Source organism: Streptomyces sp. NPDC016309, from assembly GCF_043077235.1.
GTDB lineage: Bacteria > Actinomycetota > Actinomycetes > Streptomycetales > Streptomycetaceae > Streptomyces.
Genome location: NZ_JBIBSG010000004.1, coordinates 225,438 through 250,776 on the forward strand (window position 1 = coordinate 225,438; position 25,339 = coordinate 250,776).

The 25,339-nt window shown below is 75.0% G+C and carries 24 protein-coding genes and 1 pseudogene; 9 read left to right on the forward strand and 16 right to left on the reverse strand.

All coding sequences use genetic code 11. The annotated features are described in order from the left end of the window. Window positions 1-37 precede the first annotated feature (37 nt). The 6 genes from ACF068_RS11905 to ACF068_RS11930 are packed head-to-tail and all read right to left on the reverse strand — an operon-like array spanning window position 38 to window position 5,426. Window positions 38-589 carry a GNAT family N-acetyltransferase gene (locus ACF068_RS11905; RefSeq protein WP_392274064.1) on the reverse strand — a complete coding sequence of 184 codons (552 nt, stop codon included), beginning with the start codon at window positions 587-589 and terminating at the stop codon, window positions 38-40. 54 nt (window positions 590-643) lie between these two features. Beyond that, window positions 644-1,915, reverse strand: a complete 1,272-nt coding sequence (locus tag ACF068_RS11910; protein WP_392274065.1) for an ABC transporter substrate-binding protein — start codon at window positions 1,913-1,915, stop codon at window positions 644-646. Beyond that, window positions 1,912-2,982: a branched-chain amino acid ABC transporter permease gene (locus ACF068_RS11915; RefSeq protein ID WP_392274066.1), complete on the reverse strand. Its 1,071-nt coding sequence runs from the start codon at window positions 2,980-2,982 to the stop codon at window positions 1,912-1,914. Before ACF068_RS11915 ends, ACF068_RS11910 begins: the two co-directional genes overlap by 4 nt. Continuing rightward, a complete protein-coding gene (locus ACF068_RS11920; protein WP_392274067.1) occupies window positions 2,975-3,865 on the reverse strand; it encodes a branched-chain amino acid ABC transporter permease in 891 nt (296 codons plus the stop codon). The genes ACF068_RS11915 and ACF068_RS11920 overlap by 8 nt, the downstream gene beginning before the upstream one ends. After that, the gene (locus tag ACF068_RS11925; protein ID WP_392274068.1) at window positions 3,862-4,632 is read right to left on the reverse strand and encodes an ABC transporter ATP-binding protein; all 771 of its coding nucleotides are present in this window, start codon (window positions 4,630-4,632) and stop codon (window positions 3,862-3,864) included. The genes ACF068_RS11920 and ACF068_RS11925 overlap by 4 nt, the downstream gene beginning before the upstream one ends. Further along, complete coding sequence (locus ACF068_RS11930; RefSeq protein WP_392274069.1) at window positions 4,629-5,426, reverse strand: ABC transporter ATP-binding protein; 798 nt, start codon at window positions 5,424-5,426, stop codon at window positions 4,629-4,631. Before ACF068_RS11930 ends, ACF068_RS11925 begins: the two co-directional genes overlap by 4 nt. A 182-nt stretch (window positions 5,427-5,608) precedes the next feature. On the opposite strand from ACF068_RS11930, the gene ACF068_RS11935 reads away from it, so the two are divergent. Together ACF068_RS11935 and ACF068_RS11940 are read left to right on the forward strand one after the other, a co-directional pair. Beyond that, window positions 5,609-6,796: a PucR family transcriptional regulator gene (locus ACF068_RS11935; protein WP_392274070.1), complete on the forward strand. Its 1,188-nt coding sequence runs from the start codon at window positions 5,609-5,611 to the stop codon at window positions 6,794-6,796. A 262-nt stretch (window positions 6,797-7,058) separates the two neighbouring features. Beyond that, a complete protein-coding gene (locus ACF068_RS11940; protein ID WP_392274071.1) occupies window positions 7,059-7,349 on the forward strand; it encodes a hypothetical protein in 291 nt (96 codons plus the stop codon). A 138-nt stretch (window positions 7,350-7,487) separates the two neighbouring features. On the opposite strand, the gene ACF068_RS11945 is transcribed toward ACF068_RS11940, so the two are convergent. After that, window positions 7,488-8,642, reverse strand: a complete 1,155-nt coding sequence (locus tag ACF068_RS11945; RefSeq protein ID WP_392274072.1) for a glycerate kinase — start codon at window positions 8,640-8,642, stop codon at window positions 7,488-7,490. 137 nt (window positions 8,643-8,779) lie between these two features. Beyond that, entirely contained in the window at window positions 8,780-10,372 is a 1,593-nt protein-coding gene (locus ACF068_RS11950) for a TROVE domain-containing protein (protein WP_392274073.1), read from the reverse strand. A gap of 528 nt (window positions 10,373-10,900) precedes the next feature. On the opposite strand from ACF068_RS11950, the gene ACF068_RS11955 reads away from it, so the two are divergent. From ACF068_RS11955 to ACF068_RS11970, 4 genes are all read left to right on the forward strand, one after another. Beyond that, window positions 10,901-11,191: a hypothetical protein gene (locus tag ACF068_RS11955; RefSeq protein WP_392274074.1), complete on the forward strand. Its 291-nt coding sequence runs from the start codon at window positions 10,901-10,903 to the stop codon at window positions 11,189-11,191. Further along, window positions 11,188-12,282 (forward strand): ADP-ribosylglycohydrolase family protein, encoded by a 1,095-nt coding sequence (locus ACF068_RS11960; RefSeq protein WP_392274075.1) that lies wholly within the window; start codon window positions 11,188-11,190, stop codon window positions 12,280-12,282. Before ACF068_RS11955 ends, ACF068_RS11960 begins: the two co-directional genes overlap by 4 nt. A 4-nt stretch (window positions 12,283-12,286) precedes the next feature. Next, a complete protein-coding gene (locus ACF068_RS11965) occupies window positions 12,287-12,778 on the forward strand; it encodes an NUDIX domain-containing protein (protein ID WP_392274076.1) in 492 nt (163 codons plus the stop codon). A 106-nt stretch (window positions 12,779-12,884) separates the two neighbouring features. Beyond that, window positions 12,885-13,604, forward strand: coding sequence for an NAD-dependent deacetylase (locus tag ACF068_RS11970; RefSeq protein WP_392274077.1), 720 nt, complete (start codon window positions 12,885-12,887; stop codon window positions 13,602-13,604). A gap of 25 nt (window positions 13,605-13,629) precedes the next feature. Here the strand turns inward: ACF068_RS11970 and ACF068_RS11975 are convergent, their stop codons facing one another. Together ACF068_RS11975 and ACF068_RS11980 are read right to left on the reverse strand one after the other, a co-directional pair. After that, entirely contained in the window at window positions 13,630-14,184 is a 555-nt protein-coding gene (locus ACF068_RS11975; protein ID WP_392274078.1) for a methylated-DNA--[protein]-cysteine S-methyltransferase, read from the reverse strand. A gap of 12 nt (window positions 14,185-14,196) precedes the next feature. Beyond that, window positions 14,197-15,672: an AlkA N-terminal domain-containing protein gene (locus ACF068_RS11980; RefSeq protein ID WP_392274079.1), complete on the reverse strand. Its 1,476-nt coding sequence runs from the start codon at window positions 15,670-15,672 to the stop codon at window positions 14,197-14,199. Between the two features lie 158 nt (window positions 15,673-15,830). On the opposite strand from ACF068_RS11980, the gene ACF068_RS11985 reads away from it, so the two are divergent. After that, window positions 15,831-17,045, forward strand: a complete 1,215-nt coding sequence (locus ACF068_RS11985) for a cytochrome P450 (RefSeq protein ID WP_392274080.1) — start codon at window positions 15,831-15,833, stop codon at window positions 17,043-17,045. Window positions 17,046-17,352: 307 nt separating this feature from the next. On the opposite strand, the gene ACF068_RS11990 is transcribed toward ACF068_RS11985, so the two are convergent. From ACF068_RS11990 to ACF068_RS12015, 6 genes and pseudogenes are all read right to left on the reverse strand, one after another. Then, the gene (locus ACF068_RS11990) at window positions 17,353-17,859 is read right to left on the reverse strand and encodes an O-acetyl-ADP-ribose deacetylase (protein WP_392274081.1); all 507 of its coding nucleotides are present in this window, start codon (window positions 17,857-17,859) and stop codon (window positions 17,353-17,355) included. Continuing rightward, window positions 17,856-19,277, reverse strand: a complete 1,422-nt coding sequence (locus ACF068_RS11995; protein WP_392274082.1) for a phytoene desaturase family protein — start codon at window positions 19,275-19,277, stop codon at window positions 17,856-17,858. The genes ACF068_RS11990 and ACF068_RS11995 overlap by 4 nt, the downstream gene beginning before the upstream one ends. 119 nt (window positions 19,278-19,396) lie before the next feature. Beyond that, window positions 19,397-20,242, reverse strand: a complete 846-nt coding sequence (locus ACF068_RS12000) for an inositol monophosphatase family protein (RefSeq protein ID WP_392274083.1) — start codon at window positions 20,240-20,242, stop codon at window positions 19,397-19,399. 64 nt (window positions 20,243-20,306) lie between these two features. After that, complete coding sequence (locus ACF068_RS12005; RefSeq protein WP_392274084.1) at window positions 20,307-21,323, reverse strand: gamma-glutamyltransferase; 1,017 nt, start codon at window positions 21,321-21,323, stop codon at window positions 20,307-20,309. 26 nt (window positions 21,324-21,349) lie between these two features. Next, a pseudogene (locus ACF068_RS12010) lies at window positions 21,350-22,138 on the reverse strand (gamma-glutamyltransferase); the annotation flags it as partial. A 156-nt stretch (window positions 22,139-22,294) separates the two neighbouring features. Beyond that, on the reverse strand, window positions 22,295-22,648 hold the full coding sequence (locus tag ACF068_RS12015; protein ID WP_392274085.1) for a MerR family transcriptional regulator: 354 nt from the start codon (window positions 22,646-22,648) through the stop codon (window positions 22,295-22,297). Between the two features lie 698 nt (window positions 22,649-23,346). On the opposite strand from ACF068_RS12015, the gene ACF068_RS12020 reads away from it, so the two are divergent. Next, entirely contained in the window at window positions 23,347-23,550 is a 204-nt protein-coding gene (locus ACF068_RS12020; RefSeq protein WP_385391974.1) for a cold-shock protein, read from the forward strand. A 285-nt stretch (window positions 23,551-23,835) separates the two neighbouring features. After that, complete coding sequence (locus tag ACF068_RS12025; protein ID WP_392274086.1) at window positions 23,836-25,317, forward strand: DEAD/DEAH box helicase; 1,482 nt, start codon at window positions 23,836-23,838, stop codon at window positions 25,315-25,317. Window positions 25,318-25,339 lie beyond the last annotated feature (22 nt).

The window sequence follows — 25,339 nt, forward strand, 5'->3', positions numbered from 1 at the left end:
GTGCGGGAAACGCACCCGGGCCCTTGTCCATGCGCGATCACGCTCCGCCGAGGAGCTTGTAGTAGTAGGTCGTGGCGTGGGAGGCGCCCGTCGGGGTGAGCGCGTAGTGCGGGATCGTGCCGGCGCGGGTCCAGCCCGCCCGGCGGTACAGGGCCTCGGCCGCGCTGCCCGTCTCGGTGTCCAGCACCAGCAGGGTCAGCCCCTCCCCCGCCGCGGCCTCCTCCGCCGTCGCGAGCAGCCGGGCCCCCAGGCCGCGGCCGCGGGCGTCGCGGTGCACCAGGAGCTTGGCGATCTCACCGCGGTGCGGCTGGTTCGGCATGGCCGCCCGGACGAGGGTGACCACGCCCGCCACCCGGCCGCCGGGACCGTACGCCGCCCAGACGCTCCGTGCACCGGTGGCCGTCTGCTCGGCCGCCCCCCGCCACCAGGCCGCCGCCTCGGCGGGGTCCAGCGGGGCGAGGAAGCCGACGGAGGCGCCGCCGTCGACGGCGTCCACGAGCAACGGGGCGAGCCCCTCGGCCGCCAGGTCGTGGACCCGCCGGGCGGTGAGGGGCTCGATCCGGTGGCCGGTGCGGAGGTCTTCGCTCATGCACGGAGCTTCACACGGCGGCGTTACGCCGGGATGACGGGGCCGTCCCCGCGGTCAGCCGCCGGGTGTGAAGGCCTTCGCGGCGTCGGAGACCTGCGGCCCGCGGACCACGCGGGAGCCTCCGGGGGCGGACGCGGCGGGCTGGATGATCGCGCTCTGCCGGGACGAGGGCGCCTGGGGGTCGGAGAAGTCGTGCGTCATGCCGAAGCCCGCGTCGTGGGCGTTCAGCGTCAGCAGCGCCTTGCCGACGCCCTCGCGGGTCAGGTCCTTGTCCGCGCACGCCTTCTTCAGCGCCTCGCCGAAGACCTGGGCGGCCGTCCACCCGGCGACGACGCCGTTGTCGAGGGCGTCCTTCGGATAGGCGGCGCGGTAGTCCGCGACGAGTTTCCTGGCGGCCGGGGTGTCGGCGCCGATCGGCAGGCTGGGCGTGGCCACGTAGTACATGCGTTCCAGCGCCGGGCCCGCCTGGGTGGCCAGCAGTTGCGGGGCGTACGCCGAGTTGTTGCCGATCACCGGGACGGTGAGCTTCACCGCGGCGGCCACGCCGACGAGCGAGGCCGCCTGGCGCGGTCCGGCGCTGACGACGATCGCCTTGACCCCGGCCTGCTTGAGGGCCGCCACCTGCGCCGTCATGTCGTTGTCGGTCGGTTTGATCTTCTGCTCGACGACCGTGAGGCCGGCCTTCCCGGCCGCGTACTTCGCCCCCTTCAGCGCGTTCTCGCCGTAGTCGCCCTCGAAGTAGACGTGGCCGAGCTTGTCGCCCTTGCGCAGACCCTTCTCCTTCAGCAGGAAGTCGACCGCGTTGATGGTCTCGATGTCGTACGTGGAGCCGATCACCCGGATGTGCCGGCTGCCCAGCAGCGACGCCGACCAGGCCTGCGGCAGGACGAGGCCCTTGTCCCGGCCGTCGATGCGCTGCTTGACGGCCGCCACGAAGGGCGAGCCGATGAACTGCGGGAAGCCCAGGACGTCGGGTTCCAGCTCGGTGTAGGCGGCGAGCGCCTTCTGCGGGTCGTAGCCGTGGTCGCGGACCGTGAGCTCCACCGTGCGGCCGCACACGCCGCCGGCGGCGTTGAGCTGCTCGACGTACAGCCGCTGGGCCTGGGTGACGCTCTTGCCGAGGGTGGCGTACACCCCGGTCATGTCGGTGAGGACGCCGAGCCGGATCGTCTTGGCGTCGACGCCGGTGCCGGTCTTCACCCCGTCCGCGCCCTGGCCGCCGGAGTCGTCGCCGGACTTCGCCTTGGAGCTGCAGCCGGCCGCCGCCGTCAGGGCGACGAGCGCGGCGAGGGTGGCGGCGAGCCGCCGGTGTCTGCGCATGGTCATCGTTCCTCCGCTGTGGTACCTGAGGGTTGTGCGGGACGCCGGGCGGCCGACCGGACCAGGCCGCCGGGCAGGAAGAGCACGACGGCCACGACCGCGGCGCCGTACAGGTAGCGCGACGCCTCGCCCGGTGCGATGCCGCCCGTGCCGGGGGCGGACACCAGGGGCAGCGCGTCGCTGTACCGGCCGAGGACCTGCGGCAGCAGGGAGACGAAGACGCCCCCCACCACCGCGCCCGCCACCGAGCCCAGCCCGCCGATGACGATCATGGCGAGGTACTCGAGGGAGAGCAGCATGCCGAAGTACTCCGGCACGGTCCGCTGGAACACCAGCGCCAGCAGGACGCCGGCGAGGCCCGCGTACATCGAGGACAGGACGAACGCGGCGGCGCGGTAGCGGGCCACCGGGATGCCCAGGACGCCCGCCGCCACGCGGTGGTCGCGGATGGCGTTCAGGGCCCGCCCCGGCCGCCCGCGCAGCACCCCGCGGGCGAACAGGGCGGAGGCGAGGAGCAGGGCCAGACCCAGGTACCAGAGCTTCTCGGCGGCGCCGAACGGCACCTGGGCCACCAGCAGCTCGCTGTCGTCGAAGGTGACGCCGAGCAGGCTCAGCGGCGGGACGGCCCGGCCGTTGAAGCCGCCGGTCAGGTCGTGCGCGTTGAACAGCACGTGCTGGCCGATGAAGATCAGCGCCAGGGTGGCGATGCCGAGATACGCCCCGCGCAGCCGGCCCGCGATCGGGCTGAACAGCCCGCCGGCGGCGCCCGCCAGGGCCACGGCGCCCACGGCGGCGAGCCAGCCGGGCAGGCCGAGGCCGGCCAGTCCGTCGCTCCCGTCGCCGGCGAACGCGCAGTAGCCGTAGGCACCGACGGCGAGGAAGAAGGCGTGGCCCATGGAGAGCTGGCCGGTGGCGCCGGTGAGCAGGTTGATGCCGATCGCCCCGACGGCGGCGGCCATGGCGAACAGCCCGGCCTGGAGCCAGAAGCGTTCGAGGTAGAACGGCAGGGCGAGGAGCAGCACCGCGCCGAGGGCCCAGAGGTACGCGCGGGGGCGGGTGAGCGTGTCAGACACGGGCGAGCTCCTTCGTACCGAAGAGCCCGGCGGGGCGGACCAGCAGGACCGCGACCATCACCAGGTAGGGCGCCAGGTCACCGATGCCCCGGCCGAGGAAGGTGAGGTCGCCCTGGTAGCCGGTGGCGAGGGACTCGGTGATCCCGACGAGCAGTCCGCCGACGAGCGCGCCGGTGGTGGAGTCCAGGCCGCCGAGGATCGCGGCGGGAAAGGCCTTGAGCGCGGCGAGGGAGGTGGAGCGTTCCAGGCCCGGGGTCGGGAAGACGGTGAGGAAGAGGGCCGCGACGGCGGCGAGGCCGCCCGCGACGGCCCACGCCCCCAGCGAGACGCGGCCGAGCCGCACCCCCATCAGTGCGGCGGTGGACGGGCTCTCGGCGGCGGCGCGCATCGCGACGCCCCAGGAGGTGAACCGGAAGGCCAGCAGGAACGCGGTGATCAGCAGGGCGGCGGCGAGGAACGCGGCGATGCGCGTCTGCGCCAGGGTGACGGAGCCGATCGTGACGACCGCGTCGCCCCACGGGTCGCCCGGCGAGAGCACGTCGGTGCCGATCCTGCGGGCGAGTTCGGTGGTCAGCAGGATGTCCACGCCGATCGTCACGATGGCGAGCACGCTGTGGTCCCGGCCGCGGTAACGGCGCATGACCAGGAACTCGACGGCCGCGCCCACGAGGGCGGCCCCGGCGACGCCCGCCGCGAGCGCCGGCCAGAAGCCGATGTCGTCGTGCAGGACGGCGGTGACGTACCCGCCCGCGAGGAGCAGGGAGGCGTGGGCGAAGTTGACGACCTCGGTGGCGCGGAAGATGACGACGAAGCCGAGGGCGATGAGGGCGTAGACGGAGCCGAGGGACACTCCGCCCAGGAGGAGTTCGGCGAAGGTGGTCACTCGGGGGTCTCCTGTCCGAGGTAGGCGCGGACGACCGCCGGGTCGTTCTGTACGTCGGCGGGTGTGCCGTCGGCGATGCGGCGGCCGAAGTCGAGGACGGTGACGTGGTCGGCGAGCCGCATCACCACGCCCATGTCGTGTTCGACCAGGACGACGGAGATGCCGAGGCTGTCGCGGACGCCCGCGATGACGGCCGCGGTGCGGCGGCGCTCGTCGCCGGTCATCCCGGCGACGGGTTCGTCGAGCAGCAGCAGCTTCGGCTCCATGCACAGGGCGCGGGCCAGTTCGGCGAGCTTCTGCTGCCCGTACGGGAGGGAGGCCGCCGGGTGGTCCAGCTTGTCGGCGAGGCCCACGAAGTCGGCGATCTCCCGCACCCGGGCGCGGTGGCGGGCCTCCTCGCGCGCGGCGGACGGCAGGCGCAGCCCGGTGGCGAGGAACCCGGCGCGGGTGAGGCGGTGGCGGCCGAGCATCAGCGCCTCGGCGACGGTGGCGTACGGCGGCAGGGCCAGGTTCTGGAAGATCCGGGCGACGCCGAGGGCGGCGATGCGGTGCGGGGGCAGACCGGTCAGTTCCCGGCCGTCGAACCGTACGCTGCCGGAGGTGGCGCGGTAGACGCCGGACAGCACGTTGAAGGTGGTGGACTTGCCGGCGCCGTTGGGGCCGATGACGGCGTGGACGGTGCCGGGGCGGACGGTGAAGCCGACGCCGTCGAGGGCGGTGAGGCCGGCGAAGCGGACGGTGAGGTCGCGTACGTCGAGGGTGGTCACGCGTCCTCCCAGCGGGCCAGGCGGGGCACCTCGGCGGGAGCCGCGTCGGCGGCCGCCTCCTCGTCGACGACGCCGAGGTAGCGGCGGCGCACCTCGTCGGAGGCGGCCAGCTCCTCGGCGGATCCCTCGGTGGCGACCTCGCCGACTTCCAGGACGTAGGCGTACGAGGCGAGGCGCAGCGCGAGGGCGGCGTTCTGCTCGACGAGCAGGACCGAGGTGCCCTGGGCGTTGATCTCCCGGACGGTGTCGGCGATCCGGGCGGCCATCAGCGGGGCGAGGCCGAGGGACGGTTCGTCCAGCAGCAGCAGGCGGGGGGAGGCCATCAGAGCCCGGCCGACGGCGAGCATCTGCTGTTCGCCGCCGGACAGCAGGCCGGCGTGCTGGCGGGCGCGTTCGGCGAGGACGGGGAACAGCTCGTGGACGCGGCGGAGGGCGGCGGCCCGGCCCGGCCGGGCGGCGGTGAGCGCGCCGGCGCGGAGGTTGTCCTCGACCGTCATCCGGGCGAACACCTCGCGCCCCTCGGGGACGTGGCACACCCCGGCCGCGACGACCCGGTCGGGCGGTACGCCGTGCAGCGGCCGGCCGGCGAAGGTGACCGTGCCGGCGGTGGCGGCGCCGCCGTGGAAGGCGAGTGTGCGCGAAAGGGCGCGCAGCAGCGTGGACTTGCCGGCGCCGTTGCCGCCGAGGACGGCGACGCAGGCGCCTTCCGGTACGTCCAGCGAGACGTCGCGGAGGGCGGTGACGGGCCCGTACCCGGCTGTCAGCCCCCGCACGTGCAGGGCGGCAGCGCTCATGTGTTTCCCCTCGTCCGTCTGTTCGGTGGCGCTCACCCCAGCACCGGTTCCGGCCGCCCGTCCACGCCGCCGCCGGGAATCGCTGCCGGTGCCCAGCGGGCGTGCCGGCGGGTTGTGCACCCGCACAACACCGCGTGTCAGGGGCGTGCACGCGGGGCCCGGGCGGTGGCATCCTCCGGGCCATGGGAGCGCGACGACCGCGTACGGGGGACGACTGGAAACTGCTCGCTCAGGCGTGCGCGGCGCTGCTGGAGCGGCTGCCGGAGCTGGTGGACGAGCACGTGCGGGAGCTGCACGCCCACTCCCCCGCGTACGGCCGGGTCATCGGCTACGACCAGCACTGGCAGGAGGCGCGGGAGGCGATGCGGATCGGCATCGAGACGATCTCGGCGCCGAGGGCGTCGCCGCGCCGCGACCTGGAGCACGCCGAGTGGCTGGGGCGGCGGCGGGCGGAGCAGGGGCTGCCGCTGGAACTGGTGGTCCACGCCTACCGGCTCGCCGGGCACCAGGTGTGGGACGCGCTCCTGGAGGGCGCGACGGCGGACGCGCGGCGGCTGGCGGTGCTGATGCAGTCGGCGACCATGGTGTGGTCGGCGGTGGACGCGCAGGCGGACACGGCGTCGGAGGCGTACCGGGCGACGGAGCTGGAGCTGCGGCGCCGGACGGACGAGCAGCTCCAGGCGCTGCTGGACGCGCTGCTGGAGGGCGGCCGCTCGGCGGAGGTCGCGGCGCGGGCGGCGGCGGGGCTGGACCTGCCGGAGCGGGGCCGCTACGCGGTGGTGGTGCTGCGCACCGCCCGGCGGGACCTGACGCACCGGCGGCTGCGGGCGGAGGGGCTGCGGTTCGTGTGGCGGATGCGCACGGACTGCGAGGTGGGCGTGGTGTCGCTGGACGAGGACACGGGTCTCGACGCGCTGGCGGAGCTCATGGAGGGGCGGTGCCCGGGGCCGGGCGGGATCAGCCCGGTGGTGGTGGGTCTGACGGAGCTGGGGCGGGCGCGGCGGCTGGCGGAGCTGGCGCTGCGTACGTGCCCGGCGGACGCGCCCGCGATCGTGCGGCTGGACCGCCGGATGCCCGGCGCCCTGGTGGTGAGCCAGCCGGAGCTGTCGTCCCTGCTGGTCTCGGAGGTGCTGGGGGCCCTTCTGGAACTGGACCCGGCGGACCGGGCGGTCCTGCTGGAGACCCTGGACGTCTGGCTGGACTGCGAGGGGTCGGCGGGCCGGGCGGCGGGCCGTCTGTACTGCCACCGGAACACGGTCTTCAACCGGCTGCGCCGCCTGGAGCAGCTCACGTCCCGGTCCCTGTCCCGCCCCCGGGACCTGACCGAGATGACGCTCGCCCTGGACGCCTTCCGGCTGACGGCGAGCTGACGGGGCGGGCCGCCCGCCGGCGCCTGTGGCTGCTGCGGGAGCCCGTCCGGCGGCCGGGCCTCGGTTCCGGTTCCGGTTCTGGTTCCGGTTCTGGTTCCGGTTCTGGTTCCGGTTCCCCCGAACGGGTGCAGTCGCCCGGAGCCCCGGTGGCGTTGAACCGGTGCGGCCCCCGCGCACCGTGGGGAGCCGCACCGGCACGGTACGCCCCTGACGGGGCATACGGGGCCCGACGGCCGCCACTCATCGATCGGGGGATCCGCCCATGACGTCCGACCTGCTGCTCGCCCTGTCCGTCCCGGCCCTGGTGGGCGTCTCGGGGCTGTACGCGCTGGGCGAGGCGTGGTGGCGCCGCCGCCACCCCGGTCCGCGTCCTGTGCCGTACCTGCCCGGACGCGGGCCGGTCGCCGGGCACGAGCAGGTCGCCGTGGCGGAGGCCATCGTGGCCGAGGCCTACGCCCGCTACGGCGCCCTGTACGACACCCCGGCACCCGGTGGGGACGGGGAGCGGGGCGCCCTGGCGGGCCCGGCCCGCGGAGGCGGCGCCGCCGGGTGACGCGCCCGGACGGCCGCGCCGCCACGGGAGGACGGCGCGGGCGCGACGGCGAGGGAGCGACGGGCGCGGGTGGCGCGGGCGCGGGTGGCGACGCGCCGTCGCCGAACCGGGCCGTCGCCGAACCGGGCCGGGCCGGGCCTACGACAGGAAGTCGCGGGCGATGTTCGCCGCCTGGCGCTCCAGCAGCGGGCCGGCCTCGGCCATGCACCTGGCCGGGTCCGGCTCCAGCTCCAGCAGCGGGTAGGCGCGGCGGATGCCCGCCCGGCCCAGTGCCTCGGGCGGCAGGGCGAGGCGACCGCAGACCGCGACGACCTCGATGCCCGCCGCTCGGGCCGCCGCCGCGACACCGGCCGGGGCCTTGCCGTGCAGGGTCTGCTCGTCGAGGGAGCCCTCGCCGGTGATGACCAGGGTCGCGCGGGACAGGGCGGGGCCGAAGCCCAGGACGTCGAGCATCACCTCGATGCCCGGGCGGAAGCTCGCGCCCAGGGCGACCAGCGCCCCGTACCCGATGCCGCCGGCGGCGCCGGCGCCCGGGGACTCGGCCAGCTCGGCGGCCCGGGGGCCGATCGCGCCGGCGAGGACGGCGGCGAAGTGCGCCAGCGCGGCGTCCAGCTCCGCGACGTCCTCCGGCGAGGCGCCCTTCTGCGGCCCGTACACGGCGGGCGCGCCCTTCGGGCCGGTCAGCGGGTTGTCGACGTCGCTGGCGAGGACCAGGTCCACGTCCGCGAAGCGGGCGTCCAGGCCCGACAGGTCGGCGGTGGCGAGGTCCGGCAGCCCGCCGCCGCCCGGTCCGACGGGCTCGCCGTCCTTGTCGAGGAAGCGGGCGCCGAGCGCGGCCAGCATGCCGGCGCCGCCGTCCGTGGTGGCGCTGCCGCCCACGCCGAAGACGATGCTGCGCGCCCCCGCGTCCAGCGCGGCGCGCAGCAGCTCGCCGGAGCCGTACGTGGTGGACGTCAGCGGCGCGAAGACGCCCTCGGGGAGGAGCTGAAGGCCCGAGGCCTCCGCCATCTCCACCACGGCCGTCCCGTCGCGCAGCGCGTACGCGGCGGTCACGGGCGCGCCGAGCGGGCCGGTGACCCGTACCTCACGCCGTTCGAACCCGGCCGCCACCGCGGCGGCGACCGTGCCGTCGCCGCCGTCGGCCACGGGCAGGGTCTCCACCTCGAGTCCCGGGACGACGTGCCGGAGCCCCGCCGTCACCCGCTCCGCGACCTGTACGGCCGTGAGCGACCCCTTGAACTTGTCAGCCGCGACGAGCACGCGCGCGGCCGTAGTTACTGCTCCGTCCGTCACCTTGCATCCCTTGCTATCGAACAGGCAGTCGCGCCGGGGCCGACCCTATCCGGAGGGTGAGACGCTGTGCCACCCCTGTCCGGCGTGCGGACCCGCTGGTCAGCACGCCGGTGGGGTACGCCGGCGCGGGACGCGACTCAGGCCGCCCAGGGCCAGTCCGCGGCCCGCCCGGCCTCCAGCAGCGGCACCATCCGGAACGCCGCGTCCGTCAGGCCGCCGAACGTGTGCCGGCCGGCGCCGCCGGAGGGGGCGTGGCCCGGGCGGTAGCCGGCGAGGTTCCAGGTGTAGACCGGAACGTGCGCCGGGACCTGCTGTGCCGGGTCGCCGTGGTGGCTGTACGCGGCCTGCTCGTCGGTGACGATCAGAACCCGGTCGTGGCCGCGGTAGTGGGCGCGTACCGCCTCGGTGGTGTGGGTGCCGCCCAGGCTGTGGAAGCGGTCCAGGACCTTCAGCACCGACTCGCCCGCCCGGTAGGGGACGGGCGCGCTGCTGGTGCCGAACTCGACCAGGTCGGCGTCGGCGGCCCGCAGGGCCAGCGCGGCACCGAAGACGGCCGCCGCGTCGGCCCGGTTGAGCTGGGAGCGCTGGGAGAGGGGCGCCCACATGGAACCGGAGCGGTCGACCAGGACCAGGGTCCGGCCGGACAGGGCGGGCACGTTCGCCAGCGAGTGGCCGAGCGCCCGCTCCAGCGGGTAGGACCAGCGCAGCGACGGCGCGTGCTGGTACGCGGCCAGGTAGCGGAACGGGAACTGGCGGGAGGCGGCCACGGCCTCCGGGTCGGAGATCCGCGCGGCGACGCGGGCGGCGGCCTCGTCGCTCACACCGGCCTCGTCGAAGTTGCGGAGGTTGCGCAGCAGGGCCATGGCGCCCATGGACGGGATGACCGCCTCCCAGGCGGCCGCGTCGAGCGGCCCCTGGAGCCAGCCGGCCAGGGATTCCCAGGTCATGCCCGCCTCGGCCAGCCGCTCGGCGCCGTCCGGACCGGTGACCACGGCGCGCCGTTCGGCGACCGGGAGCTCCATCAGCACCCGGTGGGCGGTGAGCATCCGGTTCGAGGCGGGCGGCAGCGCGGTGCCGGGGCGGTGGCGGCGGTCCAGGGCGTACCGGAAGAGCTCGCCCTGCCAGGGCTGCTTCGCCGGGTCGGGGGCGGCGTGCACCAGGTTGAGGACGTCGCCGAAGCGGTAGCCCTTGCCGGCCGCGTCGTACTTCAGGAGGGACCGGGCGGTGTAGAGCCGCTGGACGGCGTCCGCGATGCCCCGCTTGACCGGCTTGGGCACGTTGCGGCCGTACCGGGAGGTCCAGTAGCCGAGGAGCTCGCCGGGTTCGTCCGCGCGCTGGAGGACGGAGGCGATGACCCGGCGGTTGGCGGGGCCGTCGGTGGCGGAGGCGGCCAGGCGGGCGTGGACGTACTCGGCGGCGCCGACCAGGGAGGCGGTGCGCATGCCGCCCTCGCCGCGGAGCCAGCCCAGCAGGCCGGCGGTCCACTCGGGGTCCTCGACGGCGAGCTCGCGCACCAGAGCGGCGAACCGGTCGTCGCGGTCGCCGGCCGACTCGTGGAAGGTCGACTGGGTGACGAAGTTGGCGACGGCGAGGAGGAAGAGCTCGGAGCGCGGGTCGCGCAGCACACCGGTGCCGCCCAGGTGGGTGGTGGTGCGGCCGGTCGACCGGACCGGCGAGACCGCGCGGCCGACGGCGGTGGCGGCGGTCCGGCGGATGTTGAAGCGTGCCATGTGAATTCCCCCCGAATTCGGTGGGGACGCACGGCGGAGGGGGTGCCCGAGGTCGCATGCCGGCGACGGCCGTCATAACAGCCGCTCCACCTCGCTGAGCCACACCGGCGCGGGGCCGGTGGCGGGATTCGAACCCGCGCCCTGCTGTCCCCTGAGAAGTACCCGTCACCTTCGCACCGGGCACCCCGTCCGCCGCGCCTCCCGAGATCAAGGTGGCGGCGGCGTGATTTCGTGGGAAGGAAGTAGCCGCGGCCGGCGCACCGGGAGGTGCGTTCCGTACAGGTGTCCAGAGTTCAAGGCCGGCGGAACCGACAAGGTGCTCTACCGACTGAGCTACACCGACCCGAAGTCGATGACGGGACTCGAACCCGCGACCGCCCCATTAGCAGTGGAAGTAGGTCCTGCCTTCGCACCTGGACGACGTTCACTCTAGGGAGGCGAACTGTCCTGCCGCCACGGATTATTCGCGTCCCCGGGTGGCTATGCGCCCGAGTCGCGGGTGTCGGCCATTCGTGTGACGCTCGCATCATGACATGGGCATCGTGGACGACAACGGAGGTGTACACGGGTCGTGGCGGGGTTCGTACCGACGAGCTCGGGATCGTCACGGGCAATGTCTCCGTGCACACCACATGGGCGGGCGGCGAGGCACAGATCGCCGTCCAGTACACCGGGGCATCCGACTGGTTCACCATGACGGGCAGCCCCGTGGCGTGCCGTTCGGAGAGGGACAGCAGGGATCTGCACGAGGCCGTGGTGGAGGCCGTGCGGGCGGGCGGCGGTGCCGTCGTGCCGTCCCCCTCGCTGCCGTCTGCGTGACGGTGACCGTGACCGCGCGGGAGGCGTCGGTGCCGGCCCCGGGCCCGGACCTGGCGGACCGGATCCTCGGCGGCTGGTCCGGGCGCATCGCCGGGAACATGCTCGGCAAACCCGTCGAGCGTGGCGACTACTGGACACGCGACCGGATCGACCGCTACCTGCGGGCCACCGGCGCCCTCCCCCTGACCGACTACCTCCCCGGGCCGCCACCGGACGGTGACGCCGCCGGGTTCGAGCTGCGGCCCGAGTGGCGCGACTGCGTGCGGGGCCGCATCCACGGCAGTTGCCGGGACGACGACGTCGACTACGCGATCCTGGCCCTGCACCTGCTGGAGACCCACGGGCCGGACTTCACCACCGAGCAGGTCGGCGAGCTGTGGCTGCTGCGCCTGCCCTACCTCCAGACGTTCACCGCCGAACGGGCCGCCTACCGCAACCTCGCGAACGGTGTGCGGCCCCCGTTCACCGCCACCCGCGACAATCCGTACCAGGAGTGGATCGGGGCCCTGATCCGCGCGGACGTCTTCGGCTGGACGTCCCCCGGCGACCCGGCCCGCGCGGCAGCGCTGGCGCGCCGCGACGCGGTGCTGTCCCACACCGGCAACGGCGTGTACGCGGCGATGTGGGCGGCGGCCCTGGTCGCCGCGGCCTTCACGGCGCCCGGTCCGCGTGCCGCGGTCGAGTCGGCCCTGGGGCGCGTCCCCGCGAACAGCCGCCTCGCGCGCGTGGTGCGGTACATGTGCGCGCTCTACGACGCGGGGGTGACCTGGGACGACGCGCTGACGGAGGTGGAGCGGGAGCTGGCCGGGCTGCACTGGATCCACGCCGTGCCCAACGCGGCCGTCCTCACGGCGGGTCTGCTGTACGGGGGCGGCGACTTCACCCGCACCATCGCCTTCACGGTCCGGGGCGGCCTCGACACCGACTCCAACGGCGCCACCGCCGGGTCGGTCGCGGGCGTGCTGTGCGGGGCGTCGGGCATCCCGCGCCACTGGACGGACCCGCTGGAGGACCGGGTGCGCAGCGCGGTGTTCGGCTTCGACGGCGTACGGATCGGTGAGCTGGCCGCGCGGACCCTCGCACTAGGCTGACGCCGTGACCACCACCGATTACGCCACGTACATCGCGGGCCTCCCCCGCGTCCTGGCCGGCGCCGCCGCGCTCTTCCGCGACGGGGAGGGCCGGGTCCTGCTGGTCGAGCCCAACTACCGGGAGGGCTGGGCCCTGCCCGGCGGGACCATCGAGTCGGACGCCGGGGAGACCCCGCGGCAGGCGGCCCGGCGCGAGACACTCGAGGAGATCGGCCTCGACGTGGAGCCCGGCCCGTTGCTCGCGGTCGACTGGGTGCACGGGGCGGGACGTCCGCCGATCGTGGCGTACATCTACGACGGTGGCGTGCTGAGCGGCGAGCGGTTCCGGGAGATCCGGCTCCAGGAGGAGGAACTGGTCTCCTGGAAGCTGGTGGAGCCCGAGGACCTGCCCACGTACCTGCTGGGTTCGCTGGGTCCGCGCGTGGCGGCCGCGCTGGACGCCCTGGCGGCCGGCCGGGGTGCGGTGGAGCTGGAGAACGGCCGGCCGGTCGGCTGAGGCGGACGGGCGGGCGGCGGGTACGGCGGGCGGCACGGGGCGGGCGGCGGGCGGCGGGCGGCAACTCGTTCGCGTGTGCGGGCGGACGCTGCGTAACCTCGGCCGCATGACTCTCGTCGCGTTCCTCACCGGTGCCGGCATCTCCACGGACTCCGGCATCAGTGACTACCGGGGACCCAGCGGCCTGTGGCGGCGCGACCCGGAGGCCGAGAAGCTGGTCACCTACGCGTACTACATGGCCGACCCGGAGATCCGGCGCCGGGCGTGGCTGATGCGGCGCGACGCCGCGACACCGCGGCCGGAGCCGAACGCGGCGCACCGGGCGATCGCCGCGCTGGAGCGGAGGCCGGGTTTCGCGGTCCGGGTGATCACCCAGAACGTGGACGGACTGCACCAGCTTGCCGGGACCCCGGTGCGCAAGGTGCTGGAACTGCACGGCACCGCCCGGGCGGTGGTGTGCACCGGGTGCCACACCCGCTCCTCGATGGAGGACGCGCTGGCCCGGGTGGAGGCGGGTGAGGCCGACCCGGCGTGCGAGGCGTGCGGGGGGATCCTGAAGCCGGCGACGGTGATGTTCGGGCAGCGGCTGGACCCGGTGGTCCTGGGCGAGGCCCTGTCGATCGCCAAGGCCGCCGAGGTGTTCGTCGCGGTCGGCTCGTCGCTCCAGGTGCAGCCCGCCGCGTCCCTCGCCGGTACGGCGGCGGAGCACGGAGCCCGGCTGATCGTCGTGAACGCCGAGCCGACGCCCTACGACGAGCTGGCCGACGAGGTCGTGCGCGAGCCGATCGGCACGGCGCTCCCGGAACTGCTCCAGCGGCTGGAGTGACCGGGCGCCGGCCTCGGCGGCCGGGCTAGAACAAGGTTTCCGCCACGGGGCCGGCCGGGGGCGCGCTCGCGGGGCCGCCGTCGCGGGCCCCGTGGAGGGCTCCGTGGAGGGCGCCTTCGAAGGCCAGCAGCCGCTGCTTGCGCTCCAGGCCGCCGCCGTATCCCGTGAGCCCGCCGCCCGCGCCGATGACCCGGTGGCACGGGACGATGATCCCCACCGGGTTCTTGCCGTTGGCGAGCCCGACGGCCCGGGAGGCGCCGGGTTTGCCCAGGAGCTCGGCGAGTTCCCCGTACGAGCGGGTCTCGCCGTAGGGGATCTTCCGCAGCAGCTCCCAGACGCTGCGCTGGAACGGTGTCCCGGCCAGGTGCAACGGCAGGTCGAACTCGGTCAGTTCACGGGCGTGGTAGGCGTCGAGCAGGCGGACGACCTCGGTGAAGGGGCGCGGGTCGCGGTCGCCGAAGGTCTCCTCCGGCGGGCGGTGGCGCTGTCCGGTCATGTAGAGCCCGCTGAGGACGCCGTCGGTGGCGACGAGGGTGAGCGGGCCGTAGGGGCTGTCGGTGACGGTGTGCCGGCGGTTCATCGGCGGACTCCCTTACGCGGGCAGGTGGTTGACGGGGTGGCTGTCGGTGGCCCACAGGTACTGGACGGCGTAGGCGCGCCAGGGCCGCCAGGCGGCGGCGCGGGCGGTCAGCGCGGCGGGGGTCGCCGGCAGCCCGAGGCCGGCGGCGGCGCGCCGGACGCCGAGGTCGGTGGGGAGGAAGGCGTCGGGGTCGCCGAGGGCGCGCATCGCGATCACCTCCACGGTCCACGGGCCGAAGCCGGGGAGCTCACGGAGGCGGGCGCGGGCCTCGTCCCAGTCGCTGTCCGGGCCGAGCGTGAGCGTGCCGTCCGCGAGGGCGCCGACCAGGGTGGTGAGGGTGGTGCGGCGGCTGCGCGGCAGGGCGAGCGACCCGGGGTCGAGGGCGGCGAGTGCCGCGGGGGCGGGGAAGAGATGGGTCAGCCCGCCCTCCGGGTCGTCGACGGGCGTGCCGTACGCGGTGACCAGGCGGCCCGCGTGGGTGCGGGCGGCGGCGGTGGAGACCTGCTGGCCGAGGACCGCGCGGACGGCGAACTCGGCGGCGTCGGCGGTACGCGGGACGCGCCGGCCGGGCGCCTCGCCGACGAGCGGCGCGAGGAGCGGGTCGCCGCGGAGCTGGTCGTCGACGGCCACCGGGTCGGCGTCCAGGTCGAGCATCCAGCGGCAGCGGCTGATCGCCAGGGTGAGGTCGCGCGGGTCGGTGAGGGAGAGCCGGCAGGCGATGTGGTCGGGGCGCGGGGAGAGCGCGACGACGCCGTGGCCGTGCGGGAGCGCGAGGGTGCGCCGGTAGGCGCCGTCCCGCCATTCCTCGACGCCGGGCACGGCGGTCGCGGCCAGGTGTCCGAAGAGGTTGGAGGGGTTGAGGGGTGCGCGGTACGGCAGCCGGAGGGTGAGCACGCCGGGGGTGGGCGGGGTCTTCTCGGCGGTGCGCGCGGCGCGGGCGCGCAGTGCTCCGGGGGTGAGGGCGAAGACCTCGCGGACGGTGTCGTTGAAGGTGCGTACGGAGGAGAAGCCGGCGGCGAAGGCGACGTCGGCCATCGGCAGCGCGGTGGTCTCGATGAGCAGGCGGGCGGTCTGGGCGCGCTGGGCGCGGGCCAGGGCAAGCGGGCCGGCGCCGAGTTCGGCGAGCAGTTGGCGTTCGATCTGGCGGGTCGAGTAACCGAGCCGGGCGGCGAGCCCGGGCACCCCTTCGCGGTCGACGATTCCGTCGCGGATCAGGCGCATCGCGCGGGCGACGGTGTCGGCGCGGGCGTTCCACTCGGGCGAGCCGGGGCTGGTGTCGGGGCGGCACCGCTTGCAGGCGCGGAAGCCGGCCTGCTGGCAGGCGGCGGCACTCGGGTAGAACACCATGTTCTCGGGCTTGGGCGGCACGACCGGGCAGCTGGGCCGGCAGTAGATGCGGGTGGTGAGGACGGCGGTGAAGAACCATCCGTCGAAGCGGGCGTCCTTCGACCGGACGGCCCGCACGCAGCGCTCGGTGTCGGTGTGCATGGCTCCAGCATCGGGGAGCGGGGGCGGGGGCCGCTGGCGAGAATGCGACATCAGCCTCGCGCTGCCTGCGCTGCCCCGATTCCCCGGCGCCGCGCGGTGACGGTGTGGGAGCATCTGGTCACGTCACGTCGTGGTTCCAGGACCTCCCAGGGGGACGCATGATGACCGAGCGGGTGCTGCTCGACCCTCACAGCCCGGACCTGCGGGCCCAGGCGGAGGAGTTGCGGAGGTGGGGCCCGGTCGCGCCGGCGGAGTGGCCGGGCGGGGTCCCCTGCTGGGCGGTCGTGGGCCACGCCGAGCTGGAGACCGTGCTGACCGACGGGCGCTTCGCCCGCTCCCCCGCGCACTGGCGGGCCCTGCGGGAGGGCGAGGTGCCGCCGGACTGGCCGATGCTGGCGCACCTGACGCGGAAGTGGATGCTGACCGCCGACGGCGCCGACCACCGGCGGCTGCGGCGGGTGGTGGCCGCCGCGTTCACCCCCCGTCGGGTCGAGGGCCTCGCGCCGGCGATCACGCGGACCGTCGGCGCGCTGCTGGACGCCATGGAGGACGCGGCCGGTGCCGGGGCGCCGGCCGGTCGCCGGCCGGTCGACCTCCGCCCGGCCTTCGCGCTGCCGCTTCCGCTGCGCACGCTGTCCGACCTGTTCGGGGTGCCCGCCGAGGACCGGCCGGCGGTCGTGGAACTCGTCGGCCGGGCGTTCTCGCGGGCGGCGCTCGGTCCGCGGGAGTCGGCCCGGCTGACCCGCGACATCAACGCCTACCTGCGGAAGCTGGTGGAGAGCCGGTCGGCCGCGCCCGGCGACGACCTCGTCACCGACCTGATCCACGGGGACGGCGAGCGCCTGACGGACGGCGAACTCGTCGACATGCTGTGGCTGTTCCTGGGCGCGGGGTTCGAGACCACGGCCGGCGCCCTGGTCAACACGGTCGGCGCCCTGCTGGCGCACCCCGGGGAGCTGCGCCTCGTCCTGGACGGGCGGGCCGACTGGGACGAGGTCGTGGAGGAGGGCCTCCGCCACGATTCGAGCGTGTACGCCCTGCCCTTCGCGTTCCCCACCGAGGACGTGGAGCTGGGCGGCCGGCCGCTGCGCGCGGGGGACGCCCTGCTGCTGTGCTTCGCGGCGGCCAACCGCGACCCGCGGCACGGCCCGGGCCGGTTCACGCTCGGCGCGGGCGGGCAGCGCCCGCGGCAGCTCGGGTTCGGGCAGGGGCCGCACTTCTGCGTGGGCGCCCCGCTCGCCCGGCTCCAGTTGCGCATCGCGCTGGCCGCGTTGTTCGAGCGGTTCCCGGGCCTCCGGCCGGCCGGTCCGCCCGGCCCGCCGGTCCCGTCGCTGATCGCCAGCACGCCCAGCGCCCTGCCCGTCACCTGGTAGCGGGCGGGGGTGCGGGCGCCGGGCCGGCGCGGGTGCCGCCCGGCCCGGAGGGGGTGCCCGCCGGGCCCGTGCGGCCACCCGAAGGAAGTCCTGATTCCGCAGGTGTGAGTCCGCGGAACCCGGGCAGATGATGATCAGGGCCCCGTCGTGTCTCCCCCGTCGCGACGGGGCCTCCCCCTTTCCGGTGCCGGGTGGCGCACGCGTCGGCGACCGGTGGGCCGGTTACCGCGGAGGAAGGCGGCGGAGTACCGCGGCCGGTTCCGCCGCTCCGGCCGGGGCCGAGCGGGCGGAGTCGCGGTGGACCGCGTCAGCCGAGCCGTTCGGCGAAGGCCCGGTACGCCCGCTCGTCGAAGAGCACGAAGCGGACCTCCTCCACCGACGTGGTCGCCGCCCGTACGGCCTCGACGGCGATGCGGGCGGCGTCCTCCACCGGCCATCCGTAGACGCCCGTCGAGATGGCGGGGAACGCGACGGTGCGGGCGCCCAGTTCGTCGGCGACGCGCAGGGACTCGCGGTGGCAGGAGGCGAGCAGCCCGGAGCGGTCCTCCTGCTCGGAGTGGACCGGCCCGACGGTGTGGATCACCCATCGGGCGTGCAGGCGGCCGGCGGTGGTGGCGACGGCCCGTCCGGTGGGCAGGCCGCGACCGTACCGGGAGGCGCGGAGTTCGCGGCACGCGGCGAGGATGGCGGGGCCGCCCTTGCGGTGGATGGCGCCGTCGACCCCTCCGCCGCCCAGCAGGGAGGAGTTGGCGGCGTTGACGAGGGCGTCCGCGTGCTGCTCGGTGATGTCTCCGCGTACGAGCGTGATGTTCACCGGCGGGTCTTCCTCAGGTGCCGCCACACGGCCTTCGCCGCGTTGTGCCCGGACATGCCGTGGACGCCGGGGCCGGGCGGGGTCGCGGAGGAGCAGAGGAAGACGGCCGGGTGCGGGGTGTGGTACGGGAAGAGGGACAGGCGGGGCCGCAGCAGCAGTTGGAGGCCGCTGGCGGCGCCGCAGGCGATGTCGCCCCCGACGTAGTTGGCGTTGCGGGAGGCGAGTTGCGGCGGGCCGGCCGTGGCGCGGGCGAGGACCAGGTCGCGGAAGCCGGGGGCGAACCGCTCGATCTGGCGCTCCATGGCCTCGGTGAGGTCCCCCTCCCAGGCGTGCGGGACGTGGCCGTAGGCCCAGAAGACGTGCTTGCCCTCCGGCGCACGGGACGGGTCGACGAGGCTCGGCTGGGCGGTGATCAGGAAGGGCGTACGGGGAGGGGTGCCGCGGTACACCTGGTTCAGGGCGGTGCCGATCTCGTGGCTGCTGGGGCCGATCTGGACGGTGCCGGCGCGGCGCGGAGCCTCGGCGGTCCAGGGGACGGGCCCGTCCAGCGCGTAGTCGATCTTGAAGACGGAGGCGCCGTAGCGGTAGCCGTCGTAGTGGGAACCGAAGCCCGCGATGCGGGCGAGGGCGGTCGGTGAGGTGTCGAAGACGTACGCGCGGGCGGGCGGCAGGTCGTCGAGCCGCTTGACCTCGTAGGAGGTGTGGACGACGCCGCCGAGGTCCTTCACGTACGCGGCCAGGGCGTCGGAGATCGCCTGGGAGCCGCCGCGCGGGAGCGGCCAGCCGCCGGCGTGGGCGGCGAGCGCGAAGACGAGGCCGATGGCGCCGGTGGCCAGTCCGCCGAGCGGGGCGATGACATGGGCGACCAGTCCGGCGAACAGGGCGCGGGCCCGGTCGTCGCGGAAGCGGCGCATCAGCCAGGTGGAGGGCGGCAGCCCGTCTACGCCGAAGCGGGCGAGCGTGACCGGGTCGCGCGGCAGGGCGGTCAGCGGCAGCGACATGAAGTCCCGCACGAGGGTGTCCCACTTGCCGAGGTAGGGCGCGACCAGCCGGCGGTACGCGCCGGCGTCGCGGGGCCCGAAGGAGGCGGCCGTCTCGGCGACGGAGCGGGACAGGACGGCGGCGGTGCCGTCGTCGAAGGGGTGCGCCATGGGGAGCTCGGCGTGCAGCCACTCCAGGCCGTACCGGTCGAGGGGCATGGCCTTGAAGGCGGGCGAGCCGATGCCCAGCGGGTGCACGGCGGAGCACGGGTCGTGCCGGAAGCCGGGCAGGGTGAGTTCCTCGGTCCGGGCCCCGCCACCGACCGTGTCGAGTGCCTCGAACACCGCCACGGAGAGGCCGCGGCGGGCCAGTTCGGCGGCGGCGGTCAGTCCGTTGGGCCCCGCTCCCACGACGACGGCATCGAACATCGACGGCACCTTCGGACTCCTTCGTCAGCCGACGGCCAGGTCACTTAAGGATATTGAACCGGTGGGCGGCTCCGGGCGGGGGGTGGGGCGATGTCCGGACCCGCCCGCACCCGCCGTCCGAAAACCGTCTACCGGGTGGCCAGCAGGGCCCGGACGCGGTCGGCCGTGGCCCGGTCGCGGGCGGCGGTGAAGGGCAGGGCGTTGGCCCCGGTGACGCGGAAGGGGTCGCCCGCCAGGGTGGTGTGGGCGCCGCCCGCCTCCTCGACCAGGAGCAGGCCCGCGGCATGGTCCCAGGCGTACTCCCAGGAGAACGCGACCGCGTCCAGCTCGCCCTTGGCCACGGCCAGGTACTCCAGGCCCGCCGAGCCGCAGGGGCGGGCCTCGACGCCCTCGGTGTACAGGCCCAGGAGCGCGGCCTTCTGCTCCTCGGTGGTGTAGTCGGGGTGGGAGGTGGCGACCTTGAGCGCCGCGCCCGGCGCGGGCGCCCCCGCCCGTATCGCCTCGCCGTTCAGCCGGGCGCCCCCGCCGCGCACCGCCACGGCCATCTCGTCCCGTGCCGGGGCGAACGTCCAGGACGCCAGGACCTCGCCGCGCAGCGCCAGCGCGACGAGCGTGCAGAAGCCGGGGTCGCCGTGCGCGAAGTGCCAGGTGCCGTCGACCGGGTCGACGATCCAGACCGGCGCGTCGCCCTTGATCTCCTCGTACACCGCGGGGTCGGCGTGGACGGACTCCTCGCCGACCACCACGGAACCGGGGAGCAGTCGGGTGAGCGAGGCGGTGAGGTGGGCCTCGGCGGCCCGGTCGGCGACCGTGACGAGATCGTGGGGTCCGCTCTTCTCGACGATCTCGTGCGTGGCGAGCTGCCGCCAGCGCGGCACGATCTCGGCGGCGGCCGCCGCGCGCACCGCCTCCTCGACCGCGGCGGAGGCCGTGGTGGACAGGGACCCGGAACCGTCGAGAAGTTCATCGATCATGCGTCCAGCTAAGCATGACCCGCTGACAGCGCGGCCCCCCGCCGGGTGAACCGGTGGGGCCGGGTCAGCGGCCGACCGCGTAACCCTGCGCTCCGCGCGGGTCGGCCGCCGCCGAGAGGATCCCGGTGCGCGGGTCGCGGGCCACCGCGCACAGCCGTCCCTCGGACCAGGGCCCGGCGACCGTGACGTCATGGCCGCGGCGGCGCAGTGCGGCGATGACGGCCGGGTCCGTCCGGGACTCGACGGTGAGGGAGCCGGGCCGCATGCCGCGGGGGTGGAAGGAACCGGGGAAGGCGTCGTGGTGCCAGTTCGGGGCGTCGACGGCCTCCTGGAGGTCCAGTCCGCCATGGGTGACGGCGAGGAAGAAGTGCAGTTGCCACTGGTCCTGGTGGTCGCCGCCCGGTGTGCCGAAGGCCATGACGGGCACGCCGTCGCGCAGCGCCAGCGACGGACTGAGCGTGGTGCGGGGGCGCCGGCCGGGCGTCAGCGTGTTCGGCAGGCCGGGGTCCAGCCAGGCCATCTGGAGCCGGGTGCCCAGCGGGAAGCCCAGTTCGGGGACCACGGGGTTGGACTGGAGCCAGCCGCCGCTGGGCGTGGCGGCGACCATGTTGCCCCACCGGTCGACGACGTCGATGTGGCAGGTGTCGCCCCGGGTGGACCCGTCGGTGGCGACCGTCGGTTCACCGGCCCCGGGGGCGTACGGCTCCCCCGCCGCTCCCGGCCCCTGCCCGCTCCCGCTCCTGCTCCTGCTCCTGCTCCTGCTCCGGGCGGCGACGGCGAGGGCGTGGGCGTGGGCACTCAGGCGCGGCGTACGGCCGCCGGGGCTGCCGGGGCGCAGTTCGCGGGAGGCCGTGTCCCCGACGAGCGCGCGCCGTCCGGCGTTGTACGGCCCGGAGAGCAGGGCGTCGAGCGGGACGTCGGCGGCGTCCCCGTACCAGGCCTCGCGGTCCGCCATGGCGAGCTTGCCGCCCTCGACGAGGAGGTGGACGTAGTCGGCCGAGCCGTGGGCGGGCAACCGGTCGGGCAGCAGGGCGAGTTGCTGGAGGAACACGGGCCCTGGCTCCAGCCGCCCGGCTTGCACACGGTCCAGCCGTCGTGGTCGTACCTGACGGGGTCCTCGTAGGTCGCGGACCAGCCGGCCAGGTCGGCGGCGGTGAGGGTGCCGGTGTGGCGGGCGCCGCTGGTGTCCGTGGTGGGGCGCCCGGACTGCCGTACGAGCGCTTCGGCGATGAAGCCGGTGCGCCAGACGCGGCGGGCCTCCTCGATCTGGCCGGTCCGGTCGTCACCGGCGGCGGTGACCGCCTCGTCGACCAGGCGGCGCCAGGTCCGGGCGAGGGCGGGGTTGCGCAGCAGCCGCGCGGGGGACGGGGGCCGGCCGTCCGGGAGGTAGACGTCGGCGGAGGAGGTCCACTCGTCCTCGAAGAGCGCGCGTACGGTGCCGACGGTCTCGGCGATCCGCTTCACGGGCGGGTGCCCGTCCTCCGCGTACGCGATGGCGTACCGCAGCACCTGGGCGAGGGTCATGGTGCCGTGGTCGCGCAGCAGGAGCATCCAGGCGTCGAACGCGCCCGGCACGGCGGCGGCCAGCGGGCCGGTGCCGGGGACCAGGTCGAGGCCGAGGGCCCGGTAGTGCGCGACGGTCGCCCCGGCGGGCGCGGGGCCCTGGCCGCACAGCACCCGCACCCGGCCCCCGGCGGGCGCCAGGAGGACGGGGACCTCCCCCGCGGGCCCGTTGAGGTGCGGCTCGACGACGTGGAGGACGAACCCGGCGGCGACGGCGGCGTCGAAGGCGTTGCCGCCGTCCTCCAGGACGGCCATGGCCGACTGGGAGGCCAGCCAGTGCGTGGACGAGACCATGCCGAAGGTGCCGCGGAGGGTCGGCCGGGTGGTGGACATGCGCCCTGTCACCTCACGGTTCGGATGCGGTGGGGATCCCGGGCGGGTGCGGCCGGGTCGGCCGGGCGGGTGCGGCCGGGCCGGGTGCGGCCGGTCGCCGGGCCGGGTGCGGCCGGTTCGCCGGGCCGGTGCGGCCGGTCGCCGGGCCGGGTGCGGTCAGGATCCGGCGGACGGGGCGGAGCCGGTCGACGAGCGGCGCAGTTGCTCGTTGAGGCGCAGGGCCTCCTGGAGCTGGTCCTCGAGGATGATGATGCGGCAGGCGGCGTCGATCGGCGTGCCCTGGTCGACGAGTTCGCGGGCGCGGGCGGCGATGCGCAACTGGTAGCGGGAGTAGCGGCGGTGGCCGCCCTCGGACCGCAGCGGGGTGATGAGGCGGGCGTCGCCGAGGGCCCTGAGGAACGCGGGTGTGGTGCCGGTCAGTTCGGCGGCGCGGCCCATGGTGAAGGCGGGGTAGTCGTCGTCGTCGAGCCTGTCGGCGGTGGGGTGCGGGGTCTCCCGGGTCACTGGCACCTCTTCTTCCTTTGCCGGACGCGTCGCTCGTCGGACGCGCGTCGAGGGGCCCTGGCGCCGTACGGCACCAGGGCCCCGAGGGGTTTCAACACCATCTACCGGCGCTCGGCGCCGTTCTTCGGTTTCCGCACGCCCGACCGGGTGGAGGGGGATGCGGGGATCGTTGCTGCGTGACCGGGGACCACCTTCCCATCCGGGGCCGGCGAGTCCGGGCGGAGTCGTTCCTCGCCCGGGCGATCCTGATGGCGTCTGCTCCTCTCTCGTGCTTCTGGGTACGACTGAACCCTAGCTCCGTTATGAGCCAATGTCTATAGCGGCGAGGACAGGTTTCCCTCGTTCGGAGGAGCAGCTTCCCGGCGAGTCCTCCGCCCCTCCCCGGGCGCCGCACCGGCGGGCCGCCGGGGAGCGGAATCGGGGTGTCGCCCTGCCGATGGCGAATACCTGCCCCCGCAACAGGAGAATTTCCGGCTCGGCATTTCGCGCGCCGCAAACAATCCGCGCACACCTGACCGTTCCGTGCTACTGTCGATTTCAGTTGCAGTTGTGGTTCCCAAAGACTTCAAGTGCCCTCGCCGGATCCAACGTCGGCGGGAGCACTTTTGTATTTCCGGTGCTTTTTTCCGGACGGGGCGATCATCGCGGCGACTCGGGGTCCGCACAGTGCGGGCCCCAGGGCACTGCCCCGAAGGAGATATGACATGGCTACTGGCACCGTGAAGTGGTTCAACGCGGAAAAGGGCTTCGGTTTCATCGAGCAGGACGGCGGCGGCCCCGACGTCTTCGCCCACTACTCGAACATCGCCTCTTCCGGCTTCCGTGAGCTCCAGGAAGGCCAGAAGGTGTCCTTCGACATCGCGCAGGGCCAGAAGGGCCCGACCGCCGAGAACATCGTCTCGGCCTGACGTCGCAGACGCAGCGCACCATCACGTAGCTGGGGCCCGCACCTTGGGGTGCGGGCCCCGGCTCGTTGGTTTTCCGTACGGCTCTGCCGCACGGTTCCACGATTTCGACCACGACGCGCGCCGCGCCGGCCGATGCCGGACGCACGGCCCGCCGCGTCCCGCACCGGCCGCGCCGAATTCACGGCCCGCCCGGTCCGCATTTCCCTACGGCTCGATCTTGCGATTCTCTCCGGGCCGCGGCCCGGGAATTTTCCTCGATACGTGCCGCATCGAGGAAGGTTCCGCATGAACCGCACGTCCCGCTCGAACGACCGCTACTCCCGCAGCCGCACCGCCGGCTCCGCCCCCTCGGGGGGCAACGCCTTCCGCTCCGGCGCGCCGAAGCGGTCCGCCGCTCCCGGCCGCGTCCGCGGCCACGGTCGTCCCGCGGCACCTCGGGGCGAGTTCGCCCTGCCCGTCACCCTGACCCCGGCCCTCCCGCCGGTGGAGGCCTTCGCCGGGATGGACCTGCCGGCGCCCCTGCTCGCGGCGCTCGCGGCCGAGGGTATGACCGTGCCCTTCCCGATCCAGGCGGCGACCCTGCCGAACTCGCTGGCCGGCCGGGACGTCCTGGGCCGTGGCCGCACCGGCTCCGGGAAGACCCTGGCCTTCGGTCTCGCGCTCCTGGCCCGCACCGCCGGGCGGCGTGCCGAGCCCCGTCGGCCGCTGGCCCTCGTCCTCGTACCCACCCGGGAACTGGCCCAGCAGGTGTCCGACGCGCTCACCCCGTACGCCCGCTCGCTGCGCCTGCGCCTGACCACGGTGGTCGGCGGCCTGCCGATCGGCCGCCAGGCGGGGGCGCTGCGCTCCGGCGCCGAGGTCGTCGTCGCCACGCCCGGCCGGCTCAAGGACCTCATCGACCGGGACGCCTGCCGGCTGGACGACGTCGTCACCACCGTCCTGGACGAGGCCGACCAGATGACCGACATGGGCTTCATGCCACAGGTCACCGCGCTGCTGGACCAGGTGCAGTCCGGCGGCCAGCGGATGCTGTTCTCCGCCACCCTGGACCGCAACGTCGACCTGCTCGTCCGCCGCTACCTGCACGACCCGGTGGTCCACTCCGTCGACCCCTCCGCCGGGGCGGTCACCACGATGGAGCACCACGTCCTGCACGTGCACGGCGCCGACAAGCACGCCACCGTGACGGAGATCGCCGCCCGCGACGGCCGGGTGATCATGTTCCTCGACACCAAGCACGCCGTGGACCGGCTCACCAAGGACCTGCTGGCCAGCGGAGTGCGCGCGTCCGCCCTGCACGGCGGCAAGACCCAGCCCCAGCGCACCCGCACCCTGGAGCACTTCAAGACCGGGCACGTCACGGTGCTGGTGGCGACCAACGTCGCGGCGCGCGGCATCCACGTCGACAATCTCGACCTGGTCGTGAACGTCGACCCGCCGACCGACCACAAGGACTACCTGCACCGGGGCGGCCGCACCGCCCGCGCGGGCGAGTCCGGCAGCGTGGTGACCCTGGTGCTGCCCAACCAGCGGCGTACCGTGACCCGGCTGATGGCCGACGCCGGGATCACCCCGCGGACCACCACCGTGCGCTCCGGCGAGGCCGAGCTGAGCCGCATCACCGGGGCCCAGGCGCCCACGGGCGTCCCCGTCACCATCACGGCGCCCGTCGGCGAGCGGACCAGGACCGGCGGTGCGCCCTCCGGCCGCCGTGGCCGCCCGGGCCGGGCACGCCGCCGCCCGGTGCGCAACGGCACCGCCGCCTGACCGGCGTCCCGCCCGTCCCGTC

Excerpts from the sequence above, each read along its gene's own strand:
- ACF068_RS11955 (WP_392274074.1), top strand. The coding sequence starts at position 10,901 with ATGACATGGGCATCGTGGACGACAACGGAGGTGTACACGGGTCGTGGC.
- ACF068_RS11905 (WP_392274064.1), bottom strand. The coding sequence starts at position 589 with ATGAGCGAAGACCTCCGCACCGGCCACCGGATCGAGCCCCTCACCGCC.
- ACF068_RS11940 (WP_392274071.1), top strand. The coding sequence starts at position 7,059 with ATGACGTCCGACCTGCTGCTCGCCCTGTCCGTCCCGGCCCTGGTGGGC.
- ACF068_RS11975 (WP_392274078.1), bottom strand. The coding sequence starts at position 14,184 with ATGAACCGCCGGCACACCGTCACCGACAGCCCCTACGGCCCGCTCACC.
- ACF068_RS11930 (WP_392274069.1), bottom strand. The coding sequence starts at position 5,426 with ATGAGCGCTGCCGCCCTGCACGTGCGGGGGCTGACAGCCGGGTACGGG.
- ACF068_RS11985 (WP_392274080.1), top strand. The coding sequence starts at position 15,831 with ATGATGACCGAGCGGGTGCTGCTCGACCCTCACAGCCCGGACCTGCGG.
- ACF068_RS12020 (WP_385391974.1), top strand. The coding sequence starts at position 23,347 with ATGGCTACTGGCACCGTGAAGTGGTTCAACGCGGAAAAGGGCTTCGGT.
- ACF068_RS12025 (WP_392274086.1), top strand. The coding sequence starts at position 23,836 with ATGAACCGCACGTCCCGCTCGAACGACCGCTACTCCCGCAGCCGCACC.
- ACF068_RS11935 (WP_392274070.1), top strand. The coding sequence starts at position 5,609 with ATGGGAGCGCGACGACCGCGTACGGGGGACGACTGGAAACTGCTCGCT.
- ACF068_RS11950 (WP_392274073.1), bottom strand. The coding sequence starts at position 10,372 with ATGGCACGCTTCAACATCCGCCGGACCGCCGCCACCGCCGTCGGCCGC.
- ACF068_RS11910 (WP_392274065.1), bottom strand. The coding sequence starts at position 1,915 with ATGACCATGCGCAGACACCGGCGGCTCGCCGCCACCCTCGCCGCGCTC.
- ACF068_RS11970 (WP_392274077.1), top strand. The coding sequence starts at position 12,885 with ATGACTCTCGTCGCGTTCCTCACCGGTGCCGGCATCTCCACGGACTCC.
- ACF068_RS11980 (WP_392274079.1), bottom strand. The coding sequence starts at position 15,672 with ATGCACACCGACACCGAGCGCTGCGTGCGGGCCGTCCGGTCGAAGGAC.
- ACF068_RS12000 (WP_392274083.1), bottom strand. The coding sequence starts at position 20,242 with ATGATCGATGAACTTCTCGACGGTTCCGGGTCCCTGTCCACCACGGCC.